The sequence below is a fragment of the Odoribacter splanchnicus DSM 20712 genome (assembly GCF_000190535.1).
In the GTDB taxonomy this organism is placed as follows: Bacteria; Bacteroidota; Bacteroidia; order Bacteroidales; family Marinifilaceae; genus Odoribacter; species Odoribacter splanchnicus.
This window is the reverse complement of sequence record NC_015160.1, coordinates 710,888-731,020: the sequence shown is the minus strand read 5'-3', so window position 1 is coordinate 731,020 and position 20,133 is coordinate 710,888. Positions and strand designations below refer to the sequence as shown.

The 20,133-nt window shown below is 40.3% G+C and carries 15 protein-coding genes and 1 tRNA gene; 7 read left to right on the top strand and 9 right to left on the bottom strand.

Annotation, left to right across the window (positions count from 1 at the left end):
- The first annotated feature begins 14 nt into the window (after positions 1-14).
- The 3 genes from truA to ODOSP_RS03045 all read left to right on the top strand — a co-directional run bounded on the left by truA (position 15) and on the right by ODOSP_RS03045 (position 2,053).
- Positions 15-752: a tRNA pseudouridine(38-40) synthase TruA gene (gene truA, locus ODOSP_RS03055; protein WP_013610943.1), complete on the top strand. Its 738-nt coding sequence runs from the start codon at positions 15-17 to the stop codon at positions 750-752.
- 13 nt (positions 753-765) lie between these two features.
- Entirely contained in the window at positions 766-1,914 is a 1,149-nt protein-coding gene (locus tag ODOSP_RS03050) for an Lnb N-terminal periplasmic domain-containing protein (RefSeq protein WP_041556330.1), read from the top strand.
- Between the two features lie 66 nt (positions 1,915-1,980).
- A tRNA-Phe gene (locus ODOSP_RS03045) sits at positions 1,981-2,053 on the top strand.
- A gap of 635 nt (positions 2,054-2,688) precedes the next feature.
- Here the strand turns inward: ODOSP_RS03045 and ODOSP_RS03040 are convergent.
- The 6 genes from ODOSP_RS03040 to ODOSP_RS03015 all read right to left on the bottom strand — a co-directional run bounded on the left by ODOSP_RS03040 (position 2,689) and on the right by ODOSP_RS03015 (position 12,572).
- Positions 2,689-4,053, bottom strand: coding sequence for a TlpA family protein disulfide reductase (locus ODOSP_RS03040; RefSeq protein WP_013610941.1), 1,365 nt, complete (start codon positions 4,051-4,053; stop codon positions 2,689-2,691).
- Positions 4,054-4,102: 49 nt separating this feature from the next.
- Positions 4,103-5,611: a PKD-like family lipoprotein gene (locus ODOSP_RS03035; protein ID WP_013610940.1), complete on the bottom strand. Its 1,509-nt coding sequence runs from the start codon at positions 5,609-5,611 to the stop codon at positions 4,103-4,105.
- A gap of 28 nt (positions 5,612-5,639) precedes the next feature.
- Positions 5,640-6,476 (bottom strand): DUF4843 domain-containing protein, encoded by an 837-nt coding sequence (locus ODOSP_RS03030; RefSeq protein ID WP_013610939.1) that lies wholly within the window; start codon positions 6,474-6,476, stop codon positions 5,640-5,642.
- A gap of 12 nt (positions 6,477-6,488) precedes the next feature.
- Positions 6,489-7,904 (bottom strand): RagB/SusD family nutrient uptake outer membrane protein, encoded by a 1,416-nt coding sequence (locus tag ODOSP_RS03025; RefSeq protein ID WP_041556327.1) that lies wholly within the window; start codon positions 7,902-7,904, stop codon positions 6,489-6,491.
- 10 nt (positions 7,905-7,914) lie between these two features.
- Positions 7,915-11,316: a SusC/RagA family TonB-linked outer membrane protein gene (locus ODOSP_RS03020; protein ID WP_013610937.1), complete on the bottom strand. Its 3,402-nt coding sequence runs from the start codon at positions 11,314-11,316 to the stop codon at positions 7,915-7,917.
- A gap of 83 nt (positions 11,317-11,399) precedes the next feature.
- On the bottom strand, positions 11,400-12,572 hold the full coding sequence (locus ODOSP_RS03015; protein ID WP_167535982.1) for a FecR family protein: 1,173 nt from the start codon (positions 12,570-12,572) through the stop codon (positions 11,400-11,402).
- A gap of 234 nt (positions 12,573-12,806) precedes the next feature.
- Between ODOSP_RS03015 and ODOSP_RS03010 the strand changes: the two genes are divergently transcribed.
- From ODOSP_RS03010 to ODOSP_RS02995, 4 genes are all read left to right on the top strand, one after another.
- Positions 12,807-14,024: a transposase gene (locus ODOSP_RS03010; RefSeq protein WP_013610935.1), complete on the top strand. Its 1,218-nt coding sequence runs from the start codon at positions 12,807-12,809 to the stop codon at positions 14,022-14,024.
- Positions 14,025-14,309: 285 nt separating this feature from the next.
- Positions 14,310-14,825 carry an RNA polymerase sigma factor gene (locus ODOSP_RS03005; protein ID WP_013610934.1) on the top strand — a complete coding sequence of 172 codons (516 nt, stop codon included), beginning with the start codon at positions 14,310-14,312 and terminating at the stop codon, positions 14,823-14,825.
- Between the two features lie 182 nt (positions 14,826-15,007).
- Entirely contained in the window at positions 15,008-16,366 is a 1,359-nt protein-coding gene (locus ODOSP_RS03000; RefSeq protein ID WP_083813773.1) for a transposase, read from the top strand.
- Between the two features lie 355 nt (positions 16,367-16,721).
- Positions 16,722-17,135 (top strand): hypothetical protein, encoded by a 414-nt coding sequence (locus ODOSP_RS02995; RefSeq protein WP_049782813.1) that lies wholly within the window; start codon positions 16,722-16,724, stop codon positions 17,133-17,135.
- Positions 17,136-17,292: 157 nt separating this feature from the next.
- On the opposite strand, the gene ODOSP_RS02990 is transcribed toward ODOSP_RS02995, so the two are convergent.
- The 3 genes from ODOSP_RS02990 to ODOSP_RS02980 all read right to left on the bottom strand — a co-directional run bounded on the left by ODOSP_RS02990 (position 17,293) and on the right by ODOSP_RS02980 (position 20,102).
- Positions 17,293-18,027, bottom strand: coding sequence for a tetratricopeptide repeat protein (locus ODOSP_RS02990; RefSeq protein ID WP_013610932.1), 735 nt, complete (start codon positions 18,025-18,027; stop codon positions 17,293-17,295).
- Positions 18,028-18,168: 141 nt separating this feature from the next.
- Positions 18,169-18,639, bottom strand: coding sequence for a GAF domain-containing protein (locus ODOSP_RS02985; protein WP_013610931.1), 471 nt, complete (start codon positions 18,637-18,639; stop codon positions 18,169-18,171).
- A complete protein-coding gene (locus ODOSP_RS02980; protein ID WP_013610930.1) occupies positions 18,639-20,102 on the bottom strand; it encodes an aminoacyl-histidine dipeptidase in 1,464 nt (487 codons plus the stop codon). Before ODOSP_RS02980 ends, ODOSP_RS02985 begins: the two co-directional genes overlap by 1 nt.
- Between the last annotated feature and the right edge of the window lie 31 nt (positions 20,103-20,133).

The window sequence follows — 20,133 nt, the reverse complement described above, 5'->3', positions numbered from 1 at the left end:
GGAGATAAGAAAAAATGGTCAGATATTTTATTGAATTAGCTTATAACGGCAGCCGATACCACGGCTGGCAAATCCAGCCGGGAGCATCGTCCGTGCAGGAAGAAATCAACCGGGCCCTCAGTACTTTGCTACGCCAGGACATATACGTCGTCGGCGCCGGTAGAACGGATACGGGTGTACACGCTTCATTTTTCGTCGCTCATTTCGATATCGAATGTGAACTTCCGGAGCCGCAACAGGTGGTCTATAAACTGAACGGATTACTGGATAAAGATATTGCAATCTACAAAATATACCGGGTACCTATGGATAAACATGCCCGTTTTTCGGCTATTTCCCGTACCTATAAATATTATATCGATAAAACAAAAGATCCGTTTACCTATCCATTTGCCTGGAAAGCTTATCCCCTGCCGGATATTCAGACAATGAACGAAGCCTGCCGGGTGTTATTCGATTATACGGACTTTACCAGTTTTTCGAAACTTCATACCGACGTCAAAACCAATAATTGTATTATATATGAAGCTCAGTGGGAAGAGACCGATAAACAGCTGATTTTTACGGTAAAAGCCAACCGTTTTTTGCGGAATATGGTAAGAGCGATTGTCGGTACGTTGATTGACGTGGGAAGAGGTAAACTGACCCCAGAAGATGTTCGCAAAATTATAGAATCTAAAAACCGCTGTAATGCAGGTACTTCTGTTCCTGCACAGGCTCTATTTCTTTGTCATATTGAATATCCGGAATAAAAAGACATATAAAATGAAAAAGATCATCTTTTTATTTATAATAAGCAGTCTGATTTCTATTAAAGGAATAGGATTAACACTCTCTCCGGAGACCGAAGTCAGTATCCTGACTTGTGCTCCCGGCAACGAATTATACTCTCTTTTCGGTCATACGGCCATCCGGATCAACGATCCCCGACACCAAATCGACAGGGTGTACAATTATGGCACTTTCGACTTCTCTACTCCCCATTTTTATTTAAAATATGCACGAGGCCTGCTTCCTTATCAGCTGACTGTTCAGAAATTCTCCCATTTCATATACAATTATCAGCTGGAAGAACGTACGGTCTACGCTCAAACTATCCGGCTGGATTCGCTGGAAAAACAACGGATTTTCGATCTGCTCGAAGAGAACCTGCTCCCGCAAAACCGCTATTATCTCTACAACTTTCTATTCGATAATTGTACCACCCGAAGCAGGGATATCTTATTAAAAAGTTTACCCGACAGTGTCGCCTGGAATATGCCGGATGTAAACAAAAATTTCTGGAATCTACTGGATGAGTACTTGCAAGCTTCCCCTTGGGTACAATGGGGCATACATACGATCCTGGGGCAAAGGGGTAATCGTACGGCCACTACTTTTCAATATATGTTCTTGCCGGATTATCTGATGTATGGACTTAAAAATGCCCGATACGACGGACAATTGCTGGCCGAACCTGCCGAAGTTTTATATCAGGCTCCGGAAATGAACCTATCCAATTCCTGGTATGGGACTCCCCTTTTCGTTTTTGCTCTAGGATGCCTGCTACTGATCCTACTTTTACAATATGTTAAAAGCCGGTCATTATTGAATGTCATTTCCCTTATTTTTCTCCTTTTCACAGGAATTGTAGGGATTTTGATTGTATTCTTAGGAGGTTTTACAGCACACCCCATCACTGCTCCAAACTGGAATATCCTATGGGCCAATCCGCTCAATTTATTTGTAATCCCTTTTATTTTCAGGAAAGCGCTTCCTCTATTCATCAGAAAATATCTGAAATTCTATCTGGCTATCCTGGCTATAGCTATACCGGTCTGGGCCATTGCTCAGCCAGCCGTACCCATGGCTTCTATCTCTTTGATTATCCTGATGATCTATCTGTGTTTCAGACTAAGAAATGAAAAAAGATAAAAAATACCCGCAAAACTATTGCAGATTTATAGAAATGCCCTATATTTGCACTCGCAAAACAGCACTGGTGGCATAGCTCAGTCGGTAGAGCAAAGGACTGAAAATCCTTGTGTCCCTGGTTCGATTCCAGGTGCTACCACATAAAAATAAAGTAGTTACGAAAGTAACTGCTTTTCTTTTTCCCCCTGTTTTGGAACGTTTTGGGGATCACCATTATAATGGAATGCATGTATGCTTTCAACCTCCGGATATCGTCAAAATAAAAGTTACACTCTCGTTTTTTGAGATTCACTCCACTTCTCCCGGATTTTGTATAACAGATACCTGTTCCTGCCCAAGAGTGGCTTAAGCGTATCGCTGTTTTTTTAAACTTCTGGCTGGCATTCTGAACCAAAGGTTTTTACAGCCATATTTCTCCTTCGAGAGTCTGCCAGCGATATTTTATCCGGATATCTTGCAAAGCTTCATGAACCTTCTGGGAAAAGATAATATAATTTGATGGTATTTATATTGTTTCTCCGAATGTTCACCATCAAGACGGTTGGCCGAAGCTAGGCGGAAGATGCTTACAAGATTTTAAAACGTATGCTTCTACTTATACTTCACTATCAATCAAATTAATACCCCATATTAAGCGAACAAGATTCAAAAAAAGGGAGTGAATAAAAAGTCAAAAATATCCCTCTGAGAATTGAATATTCGAAAGAAATCTCCATCAGGAGTACGAATAAAAAGAGGATGACTAAGACTTTTTAGTCATCCCCATCCTATACATTATTTCCCCAACGTTTTTAGAATCAACTTTTTGAGGGCTGGTTTATTTGGTGCAGGAGCATTGACGGAAACGATTCTGCCTTCGCGGTCGAAAATTAGAAACCGAGGAACTCCAACGATTCGATACTCTTTGGCAAAACCTTTGATCCAGCTGTTAATAAAAATCAAGTGGCCGGTAAGTTCTTCTGTTGCAATAATCTTTTTCCACCTATCCCATTCGACGAAGGTTCCGATGCAGACACTTAGAAATTCTATCTCTTCTCCTTCCAACTCTTTTTCCAACTGTTTGAAATAGGGTATCATCATTCGGCAAGGGGAGCACCAGGTGGCCCAAACATCTACGACAATGACTTTTCCGAATAGTTCAGAGAGGGCCAATGAACTGCTATCCGGTTGCATTCCTTTGAAATCAACAGCAGGAATACCCGGTTTTGACCAAGCCAACTGTTTTTCGGTTATTTCTAATCCGTTTTGATAGGATTTCCCGAAAAATGTCTTTCCCACACTATCTATCAGCTGTTGGTATTGTTCGTAATAACGAAAACGCCTGATTTCATTATACAAATAGTGTTGTTGAAATGTAGAGTCTATCAGGCAGGTTGATTTGTACTTGAATGCTTCTCGCAGTTCGATAGGATCTCCGTATTTGTACCACACGTATGTTCGTAACATCTCTCCGGCATAAGGAAGTTGTAACAATGCAGGTTGTTGCAATGTTTTTTCCGGTTGCATTTTTTGATAATAGTTGGATAATCTTATCGTATCGGAAAGATTTCCGGCATTTCGTTGCAGGTAAGCAAGGGCATAGAAATCGACATCAGCTTCCATTTTAGCCTTTAACAAAGAGTTGAAAGTGGCATTGCCGGTAGCCTTTTCCGGTTTGAGTTGTTGGCGAACTCGAAGCAAATCTTCCAATTCTTGTGTGAAAGTTGCCGGATCTGTGCTGTATCCACCTCCGAAACGTTCATATAGAAAAGCATGTTCCCGGACCAAAGTTGCGGCTTGTTCCCATTGGGACAATGCTTGATTTTCAGGAGTCTGTTCTCCTTCTAATATCATTCCATTCGTTTGAAAGCGAAGCCGAATCGTTTCGTTTCCTTTCAGATAGAACGGATGCATAACGCCCTGTTCTGTTCCCAATAAATAGAAACCTTCTTGAGGCAATGGAACATTTAAACGGAAACAGCCATTTGAATCGATTAGAGCAGAAGCAATAGGAATTAAACTACCCGCTTGACAACCGTATAGGTAGTACTCTTTCTGCCGGTTTATTCCATCTTTTCCTTCGATGGTCACAGAAGAAGCACTACAGGCCAATAATCCCATACAGGCTAGTAAATAAACTATGAGTTGTTTCGTGATCATATTTTGAATATTGTTGTAAGAAGTATTTTACTTAAACGTATCATTCATTTTAAGAACTGATAGAATCGTGCACTCCCGTTCCCCAAGAAAATTGTACCAATTTGATAAATAATGCTTTTTTTACTTTGCCTTCTCCAGTGTATACTTTCTCTGCCGGCTGAATATTTCCGGCTTGTATCGGATGCAAGTAGAGTTTGTATTGTCCGTTTTGGTGGGTAGCAATGACAACATAATCAAACCAGTCCGTATTACCACCATAAGGAGCAAATTTAACATACTCCATATAGGTGATAGTTTCTCCACTGCCAATGCCCAGATTCTGAGGAATCTCTTCAAAAGTATCTAGTTTACAAGCAAATATGTCATTACCTTTGGTATAATAAATGATATCGTTGTTTTCATTGAGTGTTCTAAAATCTGCATTCAATACTCCCTTATCGGAAGGAATCTTTACCATTTCTTTGATGGGATTGCTGTTTACTCGATTGATGAGGGTACCATCTATGTTTATCAAGTAATATTGGTTTCCATTTTTCATGATAGCATATGCCACGTCTCCTGGAGCATATATATTGGGAGATCTACTACCTATGAAAATTAATTCCATATTCATGTTGTTGGGTGAAATGCCCGAGTTATCTGTGTACATTAGAAGGGAAGTTCCTCTTGTTACGCTACAGAAAGAGGAAGAGATTTCATCATACAACAGCGGTTGTTTTGCCCCGACAGCATGGTATTGAGAAGACAACTGGTAATTGCCGTCCACTTTAATTGAAAATCGGGTGTAAGGGGCACTACTTTTCATCGCTGGGATGGTGTAGACGTGATTGTCAATCACAGCGTGAATATCACTAGGACCATTAAACAGGTGGGTTACTTTCCGATTTTGAGGGAATTCATAGAAGAAGTTGTCATAATCTCTGATTAATCTTCCACTATAATAGTCTAAAGCCACAATGTCCTGTTCGCTAGCGACAAAGACAGAACTAATCTTTACGTTAGTGTTCGTTGTTGAATCGAATTCGCTATAATAAAGAGTGAAAGCTAAAGATACCGGAGCTCCGGCCATCTGTTTACCGTTGATACTGGAGATAAAATCGGGCATGGTTTTGGTAGGAGTAATCAAATCCAAATCGGTGCCATTGCTATTTTCTTTTAGGACCCACCAAGCATCTGTGGTTTCTGTTCCCACGGTCAGGTTGTATCTCTCATAAGCATAAATACCTGTTGCTTTGTCCTTTGCACAGAAAAGCAAATTATAACTTCCGGTTCTTAAACTGATCTTGTAATCCAAGTCCTGTTCATAAGAGATAGTGTCTATGTTGTTGGAGCCACTGTTGAATGCGATAATACCCCAAAAACAGTCGTATTCCCGATTGGCCGGTGTAATTTGGGGTTTTAGTGAAATGGTTTCGCCAACAGTTCGGTTGTAGGCTTCTTGTATTCCCGAAACAGTGATTTCCAATTTGTCTGTATAGTCGTAATTGCCTTTATCTTCATAACAGGCGATTTCTAAACAGGCTATACACAAGGTAAATATAAAATGTAATATTCTCATAATTTGTCAATTAAAATAAATCATCTGATTAAACGTTGCTTGGAAAAGTAACCTCTGCACTATTGCTATCGTTCGGATCTTCTCGCAAAGGAGCTTTTCCACTGGCGATATTTACCAGGTCGTTATTGAAGGCATTCAATGCTTCCTGGAATTTTCCTCTCCAAAAAATCAGATTCGGTCGATCATTGGCCATCTGCTCCAACCACTCTTCGTCCACTTTGTCTTGCAATACCTTGATCATCAGTTCGTGTTTCGGTTTGCTGTAGGTGCCCAAATAGCTCTGTGCAGTGCTATATCGAGTCCAATTAACAGGTTGTTCCAATTGATCTGAAATATTTAACAGCATAATTAAATTTTTAGCTTGCCCCAATTCCAAATCGTTGGAAGCCACCAATTGTATTCGGAGACGAACTTTTTCTGTTTTCAAAGAGGTATTACGGAGAACTATGACAGGAACATATCCGGTAATCTCTCCTGCTTTGATTTTCAATAATGCTTTTGCTTCAGCATCATCAAAGGCGATATAATGTTTCCCGGCAACGGCAGAATTGCTCCATTCCGTAATGATAGAATCAGTCAAATAGCCTTGATCATCGTAATTGTAGGTAACATCATATCCCGGAATTTGCACAACTTCAATCTGACGATCGTGGTCAGCCGTTCTTCCGGAGATAGAGACAGGCAAATAAACGGTGTCTCGATTTTGAGTTCCCCAAATGAAAGAGTAGGTCATTTCGTAATTCCCCGCTTCTTTCGGGCTAAAACTGATACGTGTGACATCTTGAAACAAGAATCCTTTTTCTTCCTGGCATCCTGTAGATGCAATGCCCAAAAACAGTATAAATAAATATGTTACTTTTTTCATATGATATTCAATTTATTGGATGTAAAGACTTTCTGCTTTCGGTAAAGGCAATACATAGATTAATGCAGATCCGACGGTAGAGGTTCCGAAAATTTTGCTTCTACCCAAACGTTTGTAAGCATAGAAAGCTTGTCCTTCGCCGTAAAATTCCCGATTGTATTCTAAAATCAACGTTTCTGATAATTCTTCCGTGCTGCCAAAAGTTACCGGAGTAATATCGCGAGCAATACACACTTCTTTATATAAGTCGTTTGCATTTTGGATAGATCCACATTCCATCGCAATCAGATACATTTCAGCCAAGCGGAATAAAGGAATAGAGTTTTTAGCCCAAACCGGCATATTGGTAGCTTGGGTATATTTGGTCATATAGTAGTAATAGGTCCACCAATAATTGTCATATACCTCTTTCCACATTTTCCCACGACGAATGTCTGTGGTTTCCGAAGCCCAGAAATATTTTAGTGCCGTGCTATTGGTGTAGAATGTATTAGCAGCACTAATTTTAAAATCACTCAGATTGTACACGTTCAAATTGAAGATGTGTTCAGAAGAGAAGATTAAGTCTCCATTGGCACAATCCGTGGCAGAGCCCAAACGGAACATCACGTTGCCATTGGGATCTTTGGCATCAATTACTTTTTGGGCATATTTCAATGCTTCATTTTTGTTCCCTAACCACAACTGTACGCGAGCTTTTAAGGCACAAACAGCATAATAATTCATACGCATTTGACGGTCACACAAGAAATTATCGTCTTGAGCCACTTCCAATGTACTTAACTCTTTGATAGAAGCTGTAAGAATTGGGTCATTCCCTTCCAAACATCTTTCGGCTTCATCTAAATCAGCCAATAATTTGGTAGTAAAATCGTTATAGGAGACTAAACGATTAGGGACAATAGAGACTGTAGTGACGTAAGGAAGAATGGTTCCTTCGGGCAAATTAGTCGGTATGGGACCGAATAGGCGCAATACATCGAAGTGACAAAAAGCCCGGATAGCCAATGCCTCTCCTTTGATAATTTCGAAGTTATTGCCCTCGAACATCTCTTTTCGAGCATCGATGTTATTTAATAGGCCATTGACATCAGCAATTACTTTGTATAGATTTCCATAGAAACTATTGATTTTAGTTTCCACAACACTCTGTTCGTAATTATAAGCTTTTAAATATTTGCCTAAATCGTCAGTATTAGTCCAATGTTGTGCTAACATTTCTATGCTTCCGTAAGTCAGATCTTCTCCATACAGGTTATTCGACTTCATGCGGATGTATGCGCCAATCAAAACATTTCGGAATCCTACTTCTTTTTCAAACATTTCAGCCTCTTCTTTTTCAGCTTGTGGAGCAACCTCCAACCAATCGTTACATGCAGTGATACAACACAGCAGCAACATTATGAGTATGTAATTTATCTGTTTCATAGTATCAAATTTAGAATCGCATGGATAATGAAAAGGAGAAACGGCGAGAAAATGGATAAGACAATCCTCTTTCCTGTTTAATGGTCGACCAATAGAACAAATCGCTCAGGTCTCCGCTTAATGTCAAGGTCTGTATGCCTAAATGTTTCTGTAACCAAGGATTATTCAAAAACTCGTAGCTAATGTACAGGTTTTGACCAATTAAAGTGCGTTCATCCTGTACAAAACGAGTGGTTGCATAAGTACTAGATTCGTTATTCAATCCTTTAAATAGGGTCTGGTCACCCGTTTTTTGCCAACGGTCAGTAAATACCCTTTCGTCTACATTGTATCGTTTGTCTGCATTTTCCACTTTGGAAGCTAAAGTGGAGTTATACAATTGCCCTCCCAAACGATAGGCAAACGATAAGTTGATAGAAAGGTCACGCCAACGGAACATGGTACTGAAATTCCCCCGGTATTTCGGTTCACTAACTCCACAATATACCCGATCATTTGCATCCCAAGTATAAGATATCTCACCATTTTGTTTTAAGAACATTTCGCGTCCGGTGCTGGGATCTATACCCATGGAACGAACTGCATAAATGCTATTTTGGGATTCTCCTTCCCGAAGCACTTTATTCGGTAGGATTCCTCCTTCCAGCAACCGTTTAGAGTATTCCGATTTAAGAACATCCGATAGTTTAACGATCTTATCTTGGTTGTGTACCAACGAACCGGTCAAAGTCCAGATTAATCTTCTTTCGGTGTCCCGAATCAAAAATCCGGTGGCTTTCAATTCATATCCACGATTCTCCACCTTACCAATATTTTCTACGTAAGAGGTAAATCCGTTAGACAACGGTAACTCCAAAGAAGAAAGCAAATTAGAGGTTTTTTCCAAATAAAAATCTGCGATGAAATTCAAACAGTTATTGAATGTATTGATTTCAATTCCTAAATTGTATTTGTCAGTTTTTTGCCATTCCAAATTAGGATTGCCCAACGCTTTTTGATAAGCTCCCATCCATTGATAGTAGCGGTCGTTTAAATAGTAAGAGTAAGTGGAGATGGCTTGGTAGGCACTGAAATTTTGAGAACCAGTCTGTCCGTAAGAAGTTCTTAATTTCAGACGATCGATAAAATCAACCGATTTCATGAATTTTTCGTTATGAATGTTCCAACCAATACCGGCAGAGTAGAATGGTGCAAATTTTTTGTCTTTTCCGAATTGAGAAGAGCCATCTGTTCTGTAAGCAAAATCTACATAATAACGGTCATCGAAAGAGTAGTTTAAGTTTCCAACGATACCCATCCGTCGAGTGATGTTTTCAGAACCTGTTGGTTTGCCATTCTCTTGGTATTGTAAAGCAGCGGAGAGGAAATCCAATGTTTCTTCTACAAATCCTTCTACTACGAAGTTGTAGTTTCTATATTTTTTCTGAGTCAGATCAACATTCAAACCGATATAGAGCAGGTGTTTGTCGGCAAATATTTTGGAGTAATTCAAGGTCAAGGCAAAATCGTAATCGTAAGTTTTACTGGTACCGTAATTGTAGTGTCCTTTTCTAAAAATTCCACTATCGGTTTTATATTGTTCTGATTCAAAATCAGTATGTTGTGCCGGTTTAAAATCGTCCGATTCAGAACTTTGGGTGGAAATCCCGGCTCTTCCGCGAGCAATAAATCCTTCAAATGGTCTCCATTCAATGGAGAAGTTGTCGGTGATGTTGGTATATTGCTGTTGCTTTAACAAATGTAAAGTAGCGTTATATAGAGGATTCCTAGGCAAACTGCTTAATCCTCCCCAATAGTCGGTGTCATTATCGAACAATTTGACGATTTTTCCATTGTCATCATATGGTTTCCAGTAAGGATTTAATTGTGTATAATCGGAAAATGAACCGTAAGGAGAATCGTTGGATTTAGTAAGACCGATGGTCAACGCATTCTGGAAGATTAATTTTTCATGGTGATAGGTCAAAGTGATTCCTGCATTGAAATTGTTGCGGTCAGAATCTTTCATAACTCCAGCTACGTTATTGTATTGAATGGAAGCAGAGTAACGGAAACTTTTGTCTCCACCTTCCAAACGGAGGTTATGGCGATGACCTACGCCCGTTCTTAACGGTTTGGATAGCCAATAGGTGTTCACTCCCCTTTCTACATCGGCCAAGATGGATGTATATTTGGTTTTTAACAAATAGTCTCTAGAAGGAGAATAACTTTCATAATATCCCGAAAGTTGTTCCAATTCCAACTTGTCTTTGGCATTCAACAAACGGTATTCTGTCAAATCGGGGACTTCGATATTGACACTTCCATTATAAGTCAATGCCAATTTCCCCATTTCAGGCTCTTTGGTGGTGATAACTACAACTCCATTAGCTCCCCGAGATCCGTAAATGGCAGTGGAGGTACCGTCTTTTAATAATGTGATACTAGCAACTTCATTGGCGTCCAAGTCCATCATCCGTTCCAAAGTGATTTCAAAACCATCCAATACGATGAGTGGAAGATTAATACTGGTTTTGCTATTGTCTTGCAACTCTTCCAAATTGGGCAGACTGGCTGCTCCACGAATTTGGATGTCCGGCAGATAATTTGGGTTAGATCCCATTTCATTGTTACTTAGTATATTGAAAGAAGGGTCAATATTGCCAATTGTGGTCAATAGGTTTTTATTACCAAATGTTTTCAACTCTTTTTCAGTGATAGTACTTACTGCTCCAGTATAAGATTCTTTATTTTTTTTAAAGATACCCGTCACGACAACATCTTCCAGCTCATTTTTTGCCAGCTTCAATACAACAACAATTTCTGAAATTTCCTTGTTATTATCAATAACAATTTCTTTAGATTCCATTCCAACCATTGAAAACAGTAATACATATTTTCCGACTGGTATCGAAAAGATGAATCTCCCATCAATATCTGTTGCGGTACCAATGGATGTTCCTTTAATTAGAACGGAAACCCCTGGCAGGGATTCACCTTTTTCATCTCTCACCGTACCCTTAACCAAATGCTTTTCTTTTTCGGTCACCGCTTTGATTTCCGGATTTTCTTCCCGATCCTTGATAACCACCACATCTTTCCAGAAACTCCAGGTCAGATCGGTACCTTCCAACACTTCTTCCAAAGCTTTTTCCAACTCCAGGTCATGAATATTTACCTTCTTCGGGGTAACTTTTTTCAGTCTCTCCCCGTTATAAAAGAAACGCACCCCCGTTTGTCGTTTAAATTTTTTCAACACCTGATGCAATTCAGCATTTTCCATACTCAAGGAAACCCGTTTCTCTTGAGCCCGGGTGATTGCAAATGAAGAAAAATTCAAAACAACCAAAAAAATAAGACCCAATTTCATAATTCGTAATAACAAAGTAAAACTTATGGGGACACTTTGCCCACAGCCATCATTTTTTTTCATAGCTTTGTCTAAATTTTAGTGAATACTGAAGTTTATCCGAGAACATAGGTGTCAGCCGCCAAACCTTCACCTGTGTTCTCTCTTTATTCTATAATTATAGTTTTATCCTGAATATTAAAAACGACTTTCCCCCCCAATTCCATAAAATGAAGAAAATCATTGATATTTTCGTATCTTTCTATGTCTCCAGTAAAATGAAGATTTTTCATTTTTTCATTTTTATAGAAAACCGTAACATTATACCACTTGGATAATACTTGCATGATTTCTTCCAAAGTAGCGTCCTCGAAAATATACCTCCCATCCTTCCATCCGACATACATCTCAACATCTACTTCTTGAGGTGCGAGTTCTTCATAACCATTGTCTATCAACTGGTATCCCGGCAAAATAATCACAGCTTCATGTCGTTCCGATGCCTTGTAAACCACCTTACCTTCTACCAGAGTCGTTACCACCCGGGCTTCTCCCCGGTAATCTCTGATATTAAAGCCTGTACCTAATACCTGAACGTCACCCCTCGAAGTATGTACGGTAAAAGGATACTCCGGGTCTTTTTTTACGTCAAAATAAGCTTCTCCTTCCAAAAAAACTTCCCGCTGACTTTGCCCGAAAGCAACCGGATACTTCAGTTTGGAATCCGCATTCATCCATACTTTCGTTCCGTCGGATAAAACCAATCGATATTCTCCCCCGGCCGGAACTGTAAGTGTATTATAAACGACTTTTCCGGAATCGGCTTGTTTGCCCGAATAGGTAATTACTGTAGAATCCAGTTTTAAAAACATACCGTTTTCCTCACGTACATTCAGACCACGATTACCTACCTCCAACTCTTCTCCATTGGCCAGTGTGATCGTAGCCACGCTTTTCCCCGGATAAATAATTGGTTGTTTCAAAAGATGATCATGGGAGGTATTTTTATCATGAAATCTGACCATAAAACCGACAATCAATATCGCTGCCATTCCGGCAATTTTGTACCAGCCTCTTCTAGACATCCGTATTTTCGCTTTAGTCTGTTTCCGGACAGCTTTATTCAGAGTCTTACAAACCTGTTGTTTCATATCTTCTGCCCGAGTTATATTCACCAACATTTTTATTCTTTGAAAATCACGTACCCTTTCTCTGTAATAATCCTCGTGTTCAACCGAGCTTTGGAACCATTCGTCCAACGAGGCCTTCTCTCGGGAAGATGCAACACCGTTCAATACCCGCAGTATCCTTTCGTCAATATCAAAACCTATATCTTCCATAAATATCATTCAATACTTCGGTAAATTTTTACCGAAAAATTAAAAGTTAAACAATAGAACCGGCAAAAGTCGGTTCGAAAACATTAAAGAGGTCATTGATATGTTGTCAAAAACGAATGGTTAAGCATGAAGAAATGTGCTGAAAAAATGGGCTAACCTGCTGATAATAAAGGTGAAAAGTATTGCATAATTCGTTTATTTTTAGTAAATTAGAAGTTAACTACTCATCTAATTATGACTAAAGAAACACTCCTTATGCAATACCAATCCGAGTGCCTGTCGGCTCTCAAATCAGTCGTGAATATACACAAACCTTTTGAAAAAACGTTCATGGACACCATGAAATTATTCATGGCCATCCCGGATCGTATAAACTTCCTCCAATTGGGCAGGTATGGATGTTTTTCGGAACAGACCTACCGTAACCTTTTTGAGAATGAGACTTTCGACTGGTTTGCGTTCAACGCCTCTATCATCGGCAAGCATCTCACAGGCAAAAGAAAAGCCATCGCCATCGATCCTTCCTATATCCCCAAGTCCGGTCATAAGACACCTTGGATCGGTTACTTCCGGTCAGGCTGTGCCGGGGATTATAAGCGAGGATTGGAAATCATGGGCATCGGTGTCATTGACATCGACAACCATGAATGCATGACTTTAGGCTCCATTCAGACGCCGGACTGTAAGACCTTGGATAATATGGGCAAGAACCTGGTTGACTGGTATAGCAGCTATCTTATCAGTAGAAAAGACAAGCTACAGGGCATATCCGGAACGGTGGTTGCAGACGCATTCTTTTCCAAGGAAACTTTCATAACGCCTATGTGCGAGAACGATTTCCATGTCATCAGCCGCTTTAGGAACGACGTGGTCCTGTACTATCCGACATTGGAAAAGAAAACAGGAAAACGTGGGCATCCCAAGTGGTTTGACGGCAAAATCGACTTTGCCAATCTGGATTTGACCCGGTGCAAGGAATATGAGGTGAACAAGGGAAAACTATACGGATTGAGGGTATATGTAAAAGCCCTCAAAAGGTATGTTTCCTTGGCCGTCCGGTATCCGATGGACGGGAGGACAGACAAGTGGCAACTTTATTTCTCTACAGACGATTCCATGGATGGACGCGAAGTCCTGGATTATTACAGAACCAGGTTCCAATTGGAATTTTGCTTTAGAGATGGAAAGCAGCATGCTGGAATTACCAACTGTCAGTCAACTGACTTCAGAAAGTTGGATTTTCACTTCAATGCATCGCTTGCTGCTGTCAACTTGGCCAAAGCGGCATGTAAGAGGCTCGGAATAGCCTATTCCATATCCTCTTGCAAGTCTTTCATACACAATGCGTATATGCTTGAACGATTTATTTGCGTGTTCGGTATTCAGCCGGACACGACATTAATTGACAAAATTTTCAAAGAACTCATTTTATTTACTGCCAGAGCCGCTTAGGCTTGGCGATTTTTTAACAAACTATTGTCATTTAAAAGCATTTTTAAATTAAAAACAATAAATTTTAAAAATGGGTGGGTACTTTTAACACTTTTCTTGCTCTATTCTTATCATATTTATATCAGATAAATATATGTATTTGATTTTCAATATTTATAGAAAATAGTCAGAACCTGTCTGAAGCAAATTTATCGTAGAAATATAAATCTATTTTGAAAAAACAATATCTTTGTGAGTGTTCAGTACAGGTGAAAACATATAATAGCAATATAAATACAACCGATAATGGAATTGATGCATGCATTTCAGAAATATGGTGGTTTACTGTGTAATTATGCCTACTCTTATCTGAACAACCGAGAGGAGGCGGAAGATGTGGTACAGGAGGTCTTCCTGCAGCTACTGGAAACAGAGAAAGTCTTTCCGTTTAACGATATTGCCATCAAATCCTACCTGTTAAAGTCGGTCCGAAATAGCTGCTTAAACATTTTAAAAAAGAAAAAACATTTTTTATTTACAGCAGATCTCACTAATTATCAAGTGATAGATGAAGAATTTGCAAGTGTAGACGAGGATCTCATTCACAACCTGCAAAAAGAAATTTTCATATTGGCTCCACAAACACAAAAAATTATAGTCGGCATTTTTTATCGCAAACTGACATATAAAGAAATTGCCGATGAATTAAATATCTCCATTAATACGGTGAAATCCCTGTTGGAATCTGTCATAAAGAAACTGCGTAAAAATTTAAATCATAATATGAAGATTATCCTTTTGTTCTGGTATAAAAAAATGTAATCGATAACTTTGCAGTGTCGAAAAATGGCAAAGTAAATTAGGGATATTCAGTAAATAGTATAAAATTAGCCAACTAATTCATACACAAAATGTTGCGAATTAGTTGGCTTTTTTGTATCTTTAGGTATTCCCCCGCAAATAAGGTTTGGAATCCAAAACGGGGGAAATTCCCCAACAAAGATATGGCTAAGATACAAAATATTTCGGAAATTCACCCTACTTTGGGCTTTACAGAATTTGATATTATAGAAAAATATCGCAAGAGTTTTCATGAGAGTGAGCTTGGCAGGCTTCATTCGGTGTTTCCGTTTGAGCGTATGGCAAAGACCATGGGCCTGTCGGAACAGCGACTGGGACGCAGGAACATCTTCAGTCCTTCGGCGAAGATCGCCCTTATGGTCCTGAAGGCGTACACCGGATTCTCTGACAGGCAGCTGGTGGAACATCTTAACGGGAACATACACTACCAGATGTTCTGCGGGATTATGATAAATCCGTCCTTTCCCATAACCAACTACAAGATAGTCAGTGCCATCCGCAATGAGATAGCGTCCCGTCTTGATGTTGATTCCCTCCAGGAAGTGCTGGCTTCACACTGGAAACCCTATCTTGACAGCCTTCACGTCTGTATGACCGATGCCACATGCTATGAGAGCCATATGCGTTTTCCTACGGATATGAAACTCCTTTGGGAAAGTCTGGAATGGCTCTACAGGCAAATCTGCCTTCATTGCAGAGATTTGGGTATAAGGCGTCCGCGCAACAAGTATGCGGATGTGGCGAAGTCCTACCTGTCCTACTGCAAGAAGAGAAAGAGGAAGGCTTCAAGGACAAGGATGCTCAAGCGTCGTATGATCAGACTCCTTGAAAAGCTCCTCATACAGAGGGATGAAATCCATAGAGAACATGGAACCTCACTCCGATATACCCAGGATTACCAGAAGCGTCTTTCCATCATCAGAAAGGTTCTTGTACAGGAAAAGGAGTTGTTTGAAGGCAGGAAGGTCAGGGACCGCATCGTCAGCATTGACCGTCATTATGTACGTCCCATTGTAAGAGGCAAGGAAACAAAGTCCGTCGAGTTCGGTGCGAAGGTCAACAACATACAGATAGACGGCATATCGTTCATCGAACACCTCTCGTTCAAGGCTTTCAACGAAGGTATACGCCTGAAGGACCGTATCCGCATGCAGCAGAAGCTCATGAATGTGAGGGTAAGATGCGTGGCTGCCGATTCCATATATGCCAATAATGCCAACAGAAAGTTCTGTACAAAATATGGAATATCCACATCCTTTGTACGCAAGGGAAGGGCGGCCAGGGATGAATCCTTGAGAAAGGTTCTCAGAAGTGAACTCTCCAAAGAAAGGGCCACCCGACTTGAAGGCAGCTTCGGCACACAGAAGCAGCATTACTCACTCTCAAGGATAAAGGCACGGAACAGGAAGACGGAAATCCTATGGATTTTCTTTGGAATACATACGGCAAATGCCATACTGATGATAGATAAAATCAGGAACCGGGCGGATAAAGCGGCATGACATAAATTTACCGACAGAACCAGAAGGGGGCATCAGACCTCTTCCGAAGCGTCGTGTCTAACAAGATAGGATTATGTGAAAAAACACAGAAAAAGGGCAATAATAATGGCATATAAAGTGATTATACTCTATCAACTTTATATGCCATCTTACTTTTTAGGGACATTTACTGAATATCCCTAATTATACAAAAATACAGTCATCAGCCACTCCGCATCAGCGTATACACCCTCCACGGGCGATTCAAATTTAATTGAAATTTTTCGTATTCCAAAAATCTGTATTCAAGCATAGAGACTACAAATTCTGATTTACATGGATAATACACGACAGCCGTATATACTACAAAACGGCATTGGAGCTATACCGCCAGGAACACCGCGATGCCGACAGCCAAAGAGAAAGAGTCCGTTTATCCGGCACCAAACGTTATCTGAAAGCGACTGCCGCGAAGTATGTCGAAGCCATCGGACACTTGAAAACAAGCAGACGTCCAACGGCGGAAGGGACGAAAAAGTTTGGCCGGAACCCCGAAACATTCAGGGAGTACCTGTATGAACACAAGCCGGAACTCGCTGCCTCACTCGGTATGACGCGACTTGCGAGCGGCAAGCAGGTATTGGCCCGGTGCGCGGAGAAATATGACGAAGCGGTGCACCTGTATGCAACCACGACCGAACCGCTGAAATCCATCGCTCTGAAGTTAGGCCTGCAATACAACAGCGTAGGCGGCTTTGTACGCCGCAACCGTCCCGATGGGCGAGCATAAAAGGAATGCCGCGCAGCTGTTGTGCATCAGCAAATCTACGCAGTATAACAAATTAAAGGCATAGGGTATAAATTAATAATGTGTTAGTTATCGATCAACTAACACATTATCGATCAGTGAATTTCAAAAAAGGGAATCCTTTTCAAGAAACCGTTTTTTATTTCAGAGCTTCGTTTACCTGTTTCATCAGATCTTTTACATCCTGATTTGCCGGATCTAAAGATTGAGCTTGTACCAGATAATCCTTTGCTTTTTTGAAGTCGTTCACCGCTTTAGCTTTCTCAGCATCATATTTTGCTTTATCGCTATTCGCTATCGGAGTTGCTGCCTGCAAAATCTTTGCTCCATTGTTAAAGTATAAACTAGCTAAGCTGGCCAGTCCCTGGGTTTTAAAACTCTTGGTTGTCAAATTCACCACTTTAGTATAATTTTCAGCAGCCTTCGCTTCATCACCTGCTTTTTGGAATGTCTGTCCTTCCTTCATATAATAAGCAGCATACATGGTTTCCAACTTCATATTTCCCGGAAATGCTTTCATTCCATCCTGCAAAGTGGTCAACATTTCTGCAGTTTTATTCTGGCTTTTTTGTGCCTGTGCTTTTCCCAGATAAGAAGACGCACCTTTGTAGTTATTTTTGATAGACATATCAAAATATTTCTCAGCAGCTGCGTAATTCTTTATTTTAGTAGCACAGTAAGCCGTATTATAGACAGTTGCATTATCTTTATTGTTTACAATTTTCAGATAAGCTTCATATTGCTTGAAAGCCTCTGGATAATTTTTAGCTTTAACAGCTGCATTACCGGCATTTTTTTCTGTAGCCCCCGGATCCTGAGCAAAAACACTTACCGTCAATAAAACACTTAAAATTAAAAATGCAATTCTTTTCATAGTTCAGAATAATATTTAATAGTTATCATTTTTATAATAGTTACAGCCCCTAAGGTAAAAATGTCTCTCTAAAATTCAAAATCATTTTCAGATTTTTTACAAATGAGCTATTATTTTCACATGCAGGGGTTACTTTTCTATTCATTCATAGAGCAAGGATAAAATTTTTTTCAATCCTTCTTCGTCTTCCTGATCGAAGGCATCAAGCTTATCACTATCTATGTCCAGACAAGCAAAAACCTTTCCTTCGGGATCACGAATAGGGATGACAATTTCACTTTTAGACATGGAATTGCAAGCAATATGACCGGGAAAGTCTTCAACATTCCCGACTATAACGGTCTTTTCAGAAGAAACAGCAGCCCAGCATACTCCGGTATGATGCCGTAATTTCTGGCAGGCCACAGGCCCCTGATAAGAACGGACGATCAGTTCGTCATCGATCAACGCATATACTCCGGTCCAAAAAAATGTCTGCATTTTATGGTGCAAAACAGCTTCCATGGTCGCTAATCGTGCCCAAATATCTTCAGTGGTATGAATATAACCTTTAATTTGCTCATACAGCCGGTCATATTTGGCTAGTTTAGCACTTTTACCTGTATCGTTCATTAGGCCTCTTTTGTTAAACGTTCCAAAATATCCACCAAATGTTTCCACCATTTCCCGACTGTTTCGATATCTACTTTCTCATCCGGGGAATGCACACCACGTAAGGTCGGGCCGAAGGAAATCATATCCATTCCGGGATATTTCTCCAAAAACAGTCCACATTCCAATCCTGCATGGATAGATCTGACTACAGGTTCATAACCGAACAGTTGTTTATAAGATTCCACTGCAATTTTCAAAATAGCGGATTCCGGATTAGGTGCCCACCCCGGATATCCTTCTCCATGCTCCACTTCAGCACCGATCAAACGGAATACTGCAGCCACCATATGAGCAATATTCATCTTCTCCGAGTCGACATCACTTCTCTGGGAAGTAGTAATCAAGATCGTATCGTTTTCGATAAATTTCACTGCTGCGAGGTTAGTAGAAGTTTCTACCATTCCAGGCATCCGATAACTCATCGTGAATACACCATGAGGACAAGCATACAAGGCATTCAATAATTTATTGGTAAATTCCTGAGTCAATACCTCTCCAGGTAAATCGACAGATTCCAGTTCCAACTGTAGTCCCGGTTCTGTTATTTTCCAAACCTCCTCCATCTCAGCTGCATACATATTGAAGTCAACCCGGATATTTTCTTTCAGGACTTCATCGAAAACGATCACCGCATTAGCTTCCCGGGCTATGGCATTTCTCAGGTTTCCTCCTTCCAAAGATGCAACCAACAGACCATACCGCTCATTCAAATCCCACAGAAAGCGATTCAATATCTTGATCGCATTTCCTCTCCCTTTATTAATATCATCACCGGAATGTCCGCCCTGCAATCCTTTCACTTTAACCTGAACAGCAAATTTATGGGCAGGTAAAACCATTTTTCGGTAAGGCAAGCGAATAACGGTATCGATTCCACCGGCACATCCGATAAAAATTTCCCCTTCATCTTCCGAATCCAGATTCAATAATATCTTGCCCTGAAAAAATCCAGGCTGTAAAGCAAAAGCCCCGGTCAATCCGGTTTCTTCGTCAACGGTAAACAGACATTCCAAAGGTCCGTGCTGAATATTTTCATCTGTCAAAACAGCCAATGCAGCAGCTATTCCAATACCATCGTCCGCTCCCAGTGTCGTACCTTTGGCTTTTACCCATTCACCGTCTATATAAGGTTTTATCGGATCTTTATCGAAGTCATGAACGGTATCTGCATTTTTCTCACAAACCATATCCATATGTGCTTGTAAAACCACACCCGGGGTTTGTTCTTTTCCCGGAGTAGCCGGCTTCGTAATCAATACATTACCTGCTTCATCCTGACGAGCTTCCAGCTGATGTTTCTTAGCAAATTCCATCAACCAGGCAGCTATTTTTTCTTCTTTTTTAGATGGGCGGGGAATTTTACAGATCTCTTCGAAATAACTCCACACCAATTCGGGTTGTAATCCTTTAAAAATTTCCATTTTATTTGTTTTTCATGGTTTATTTAACAAC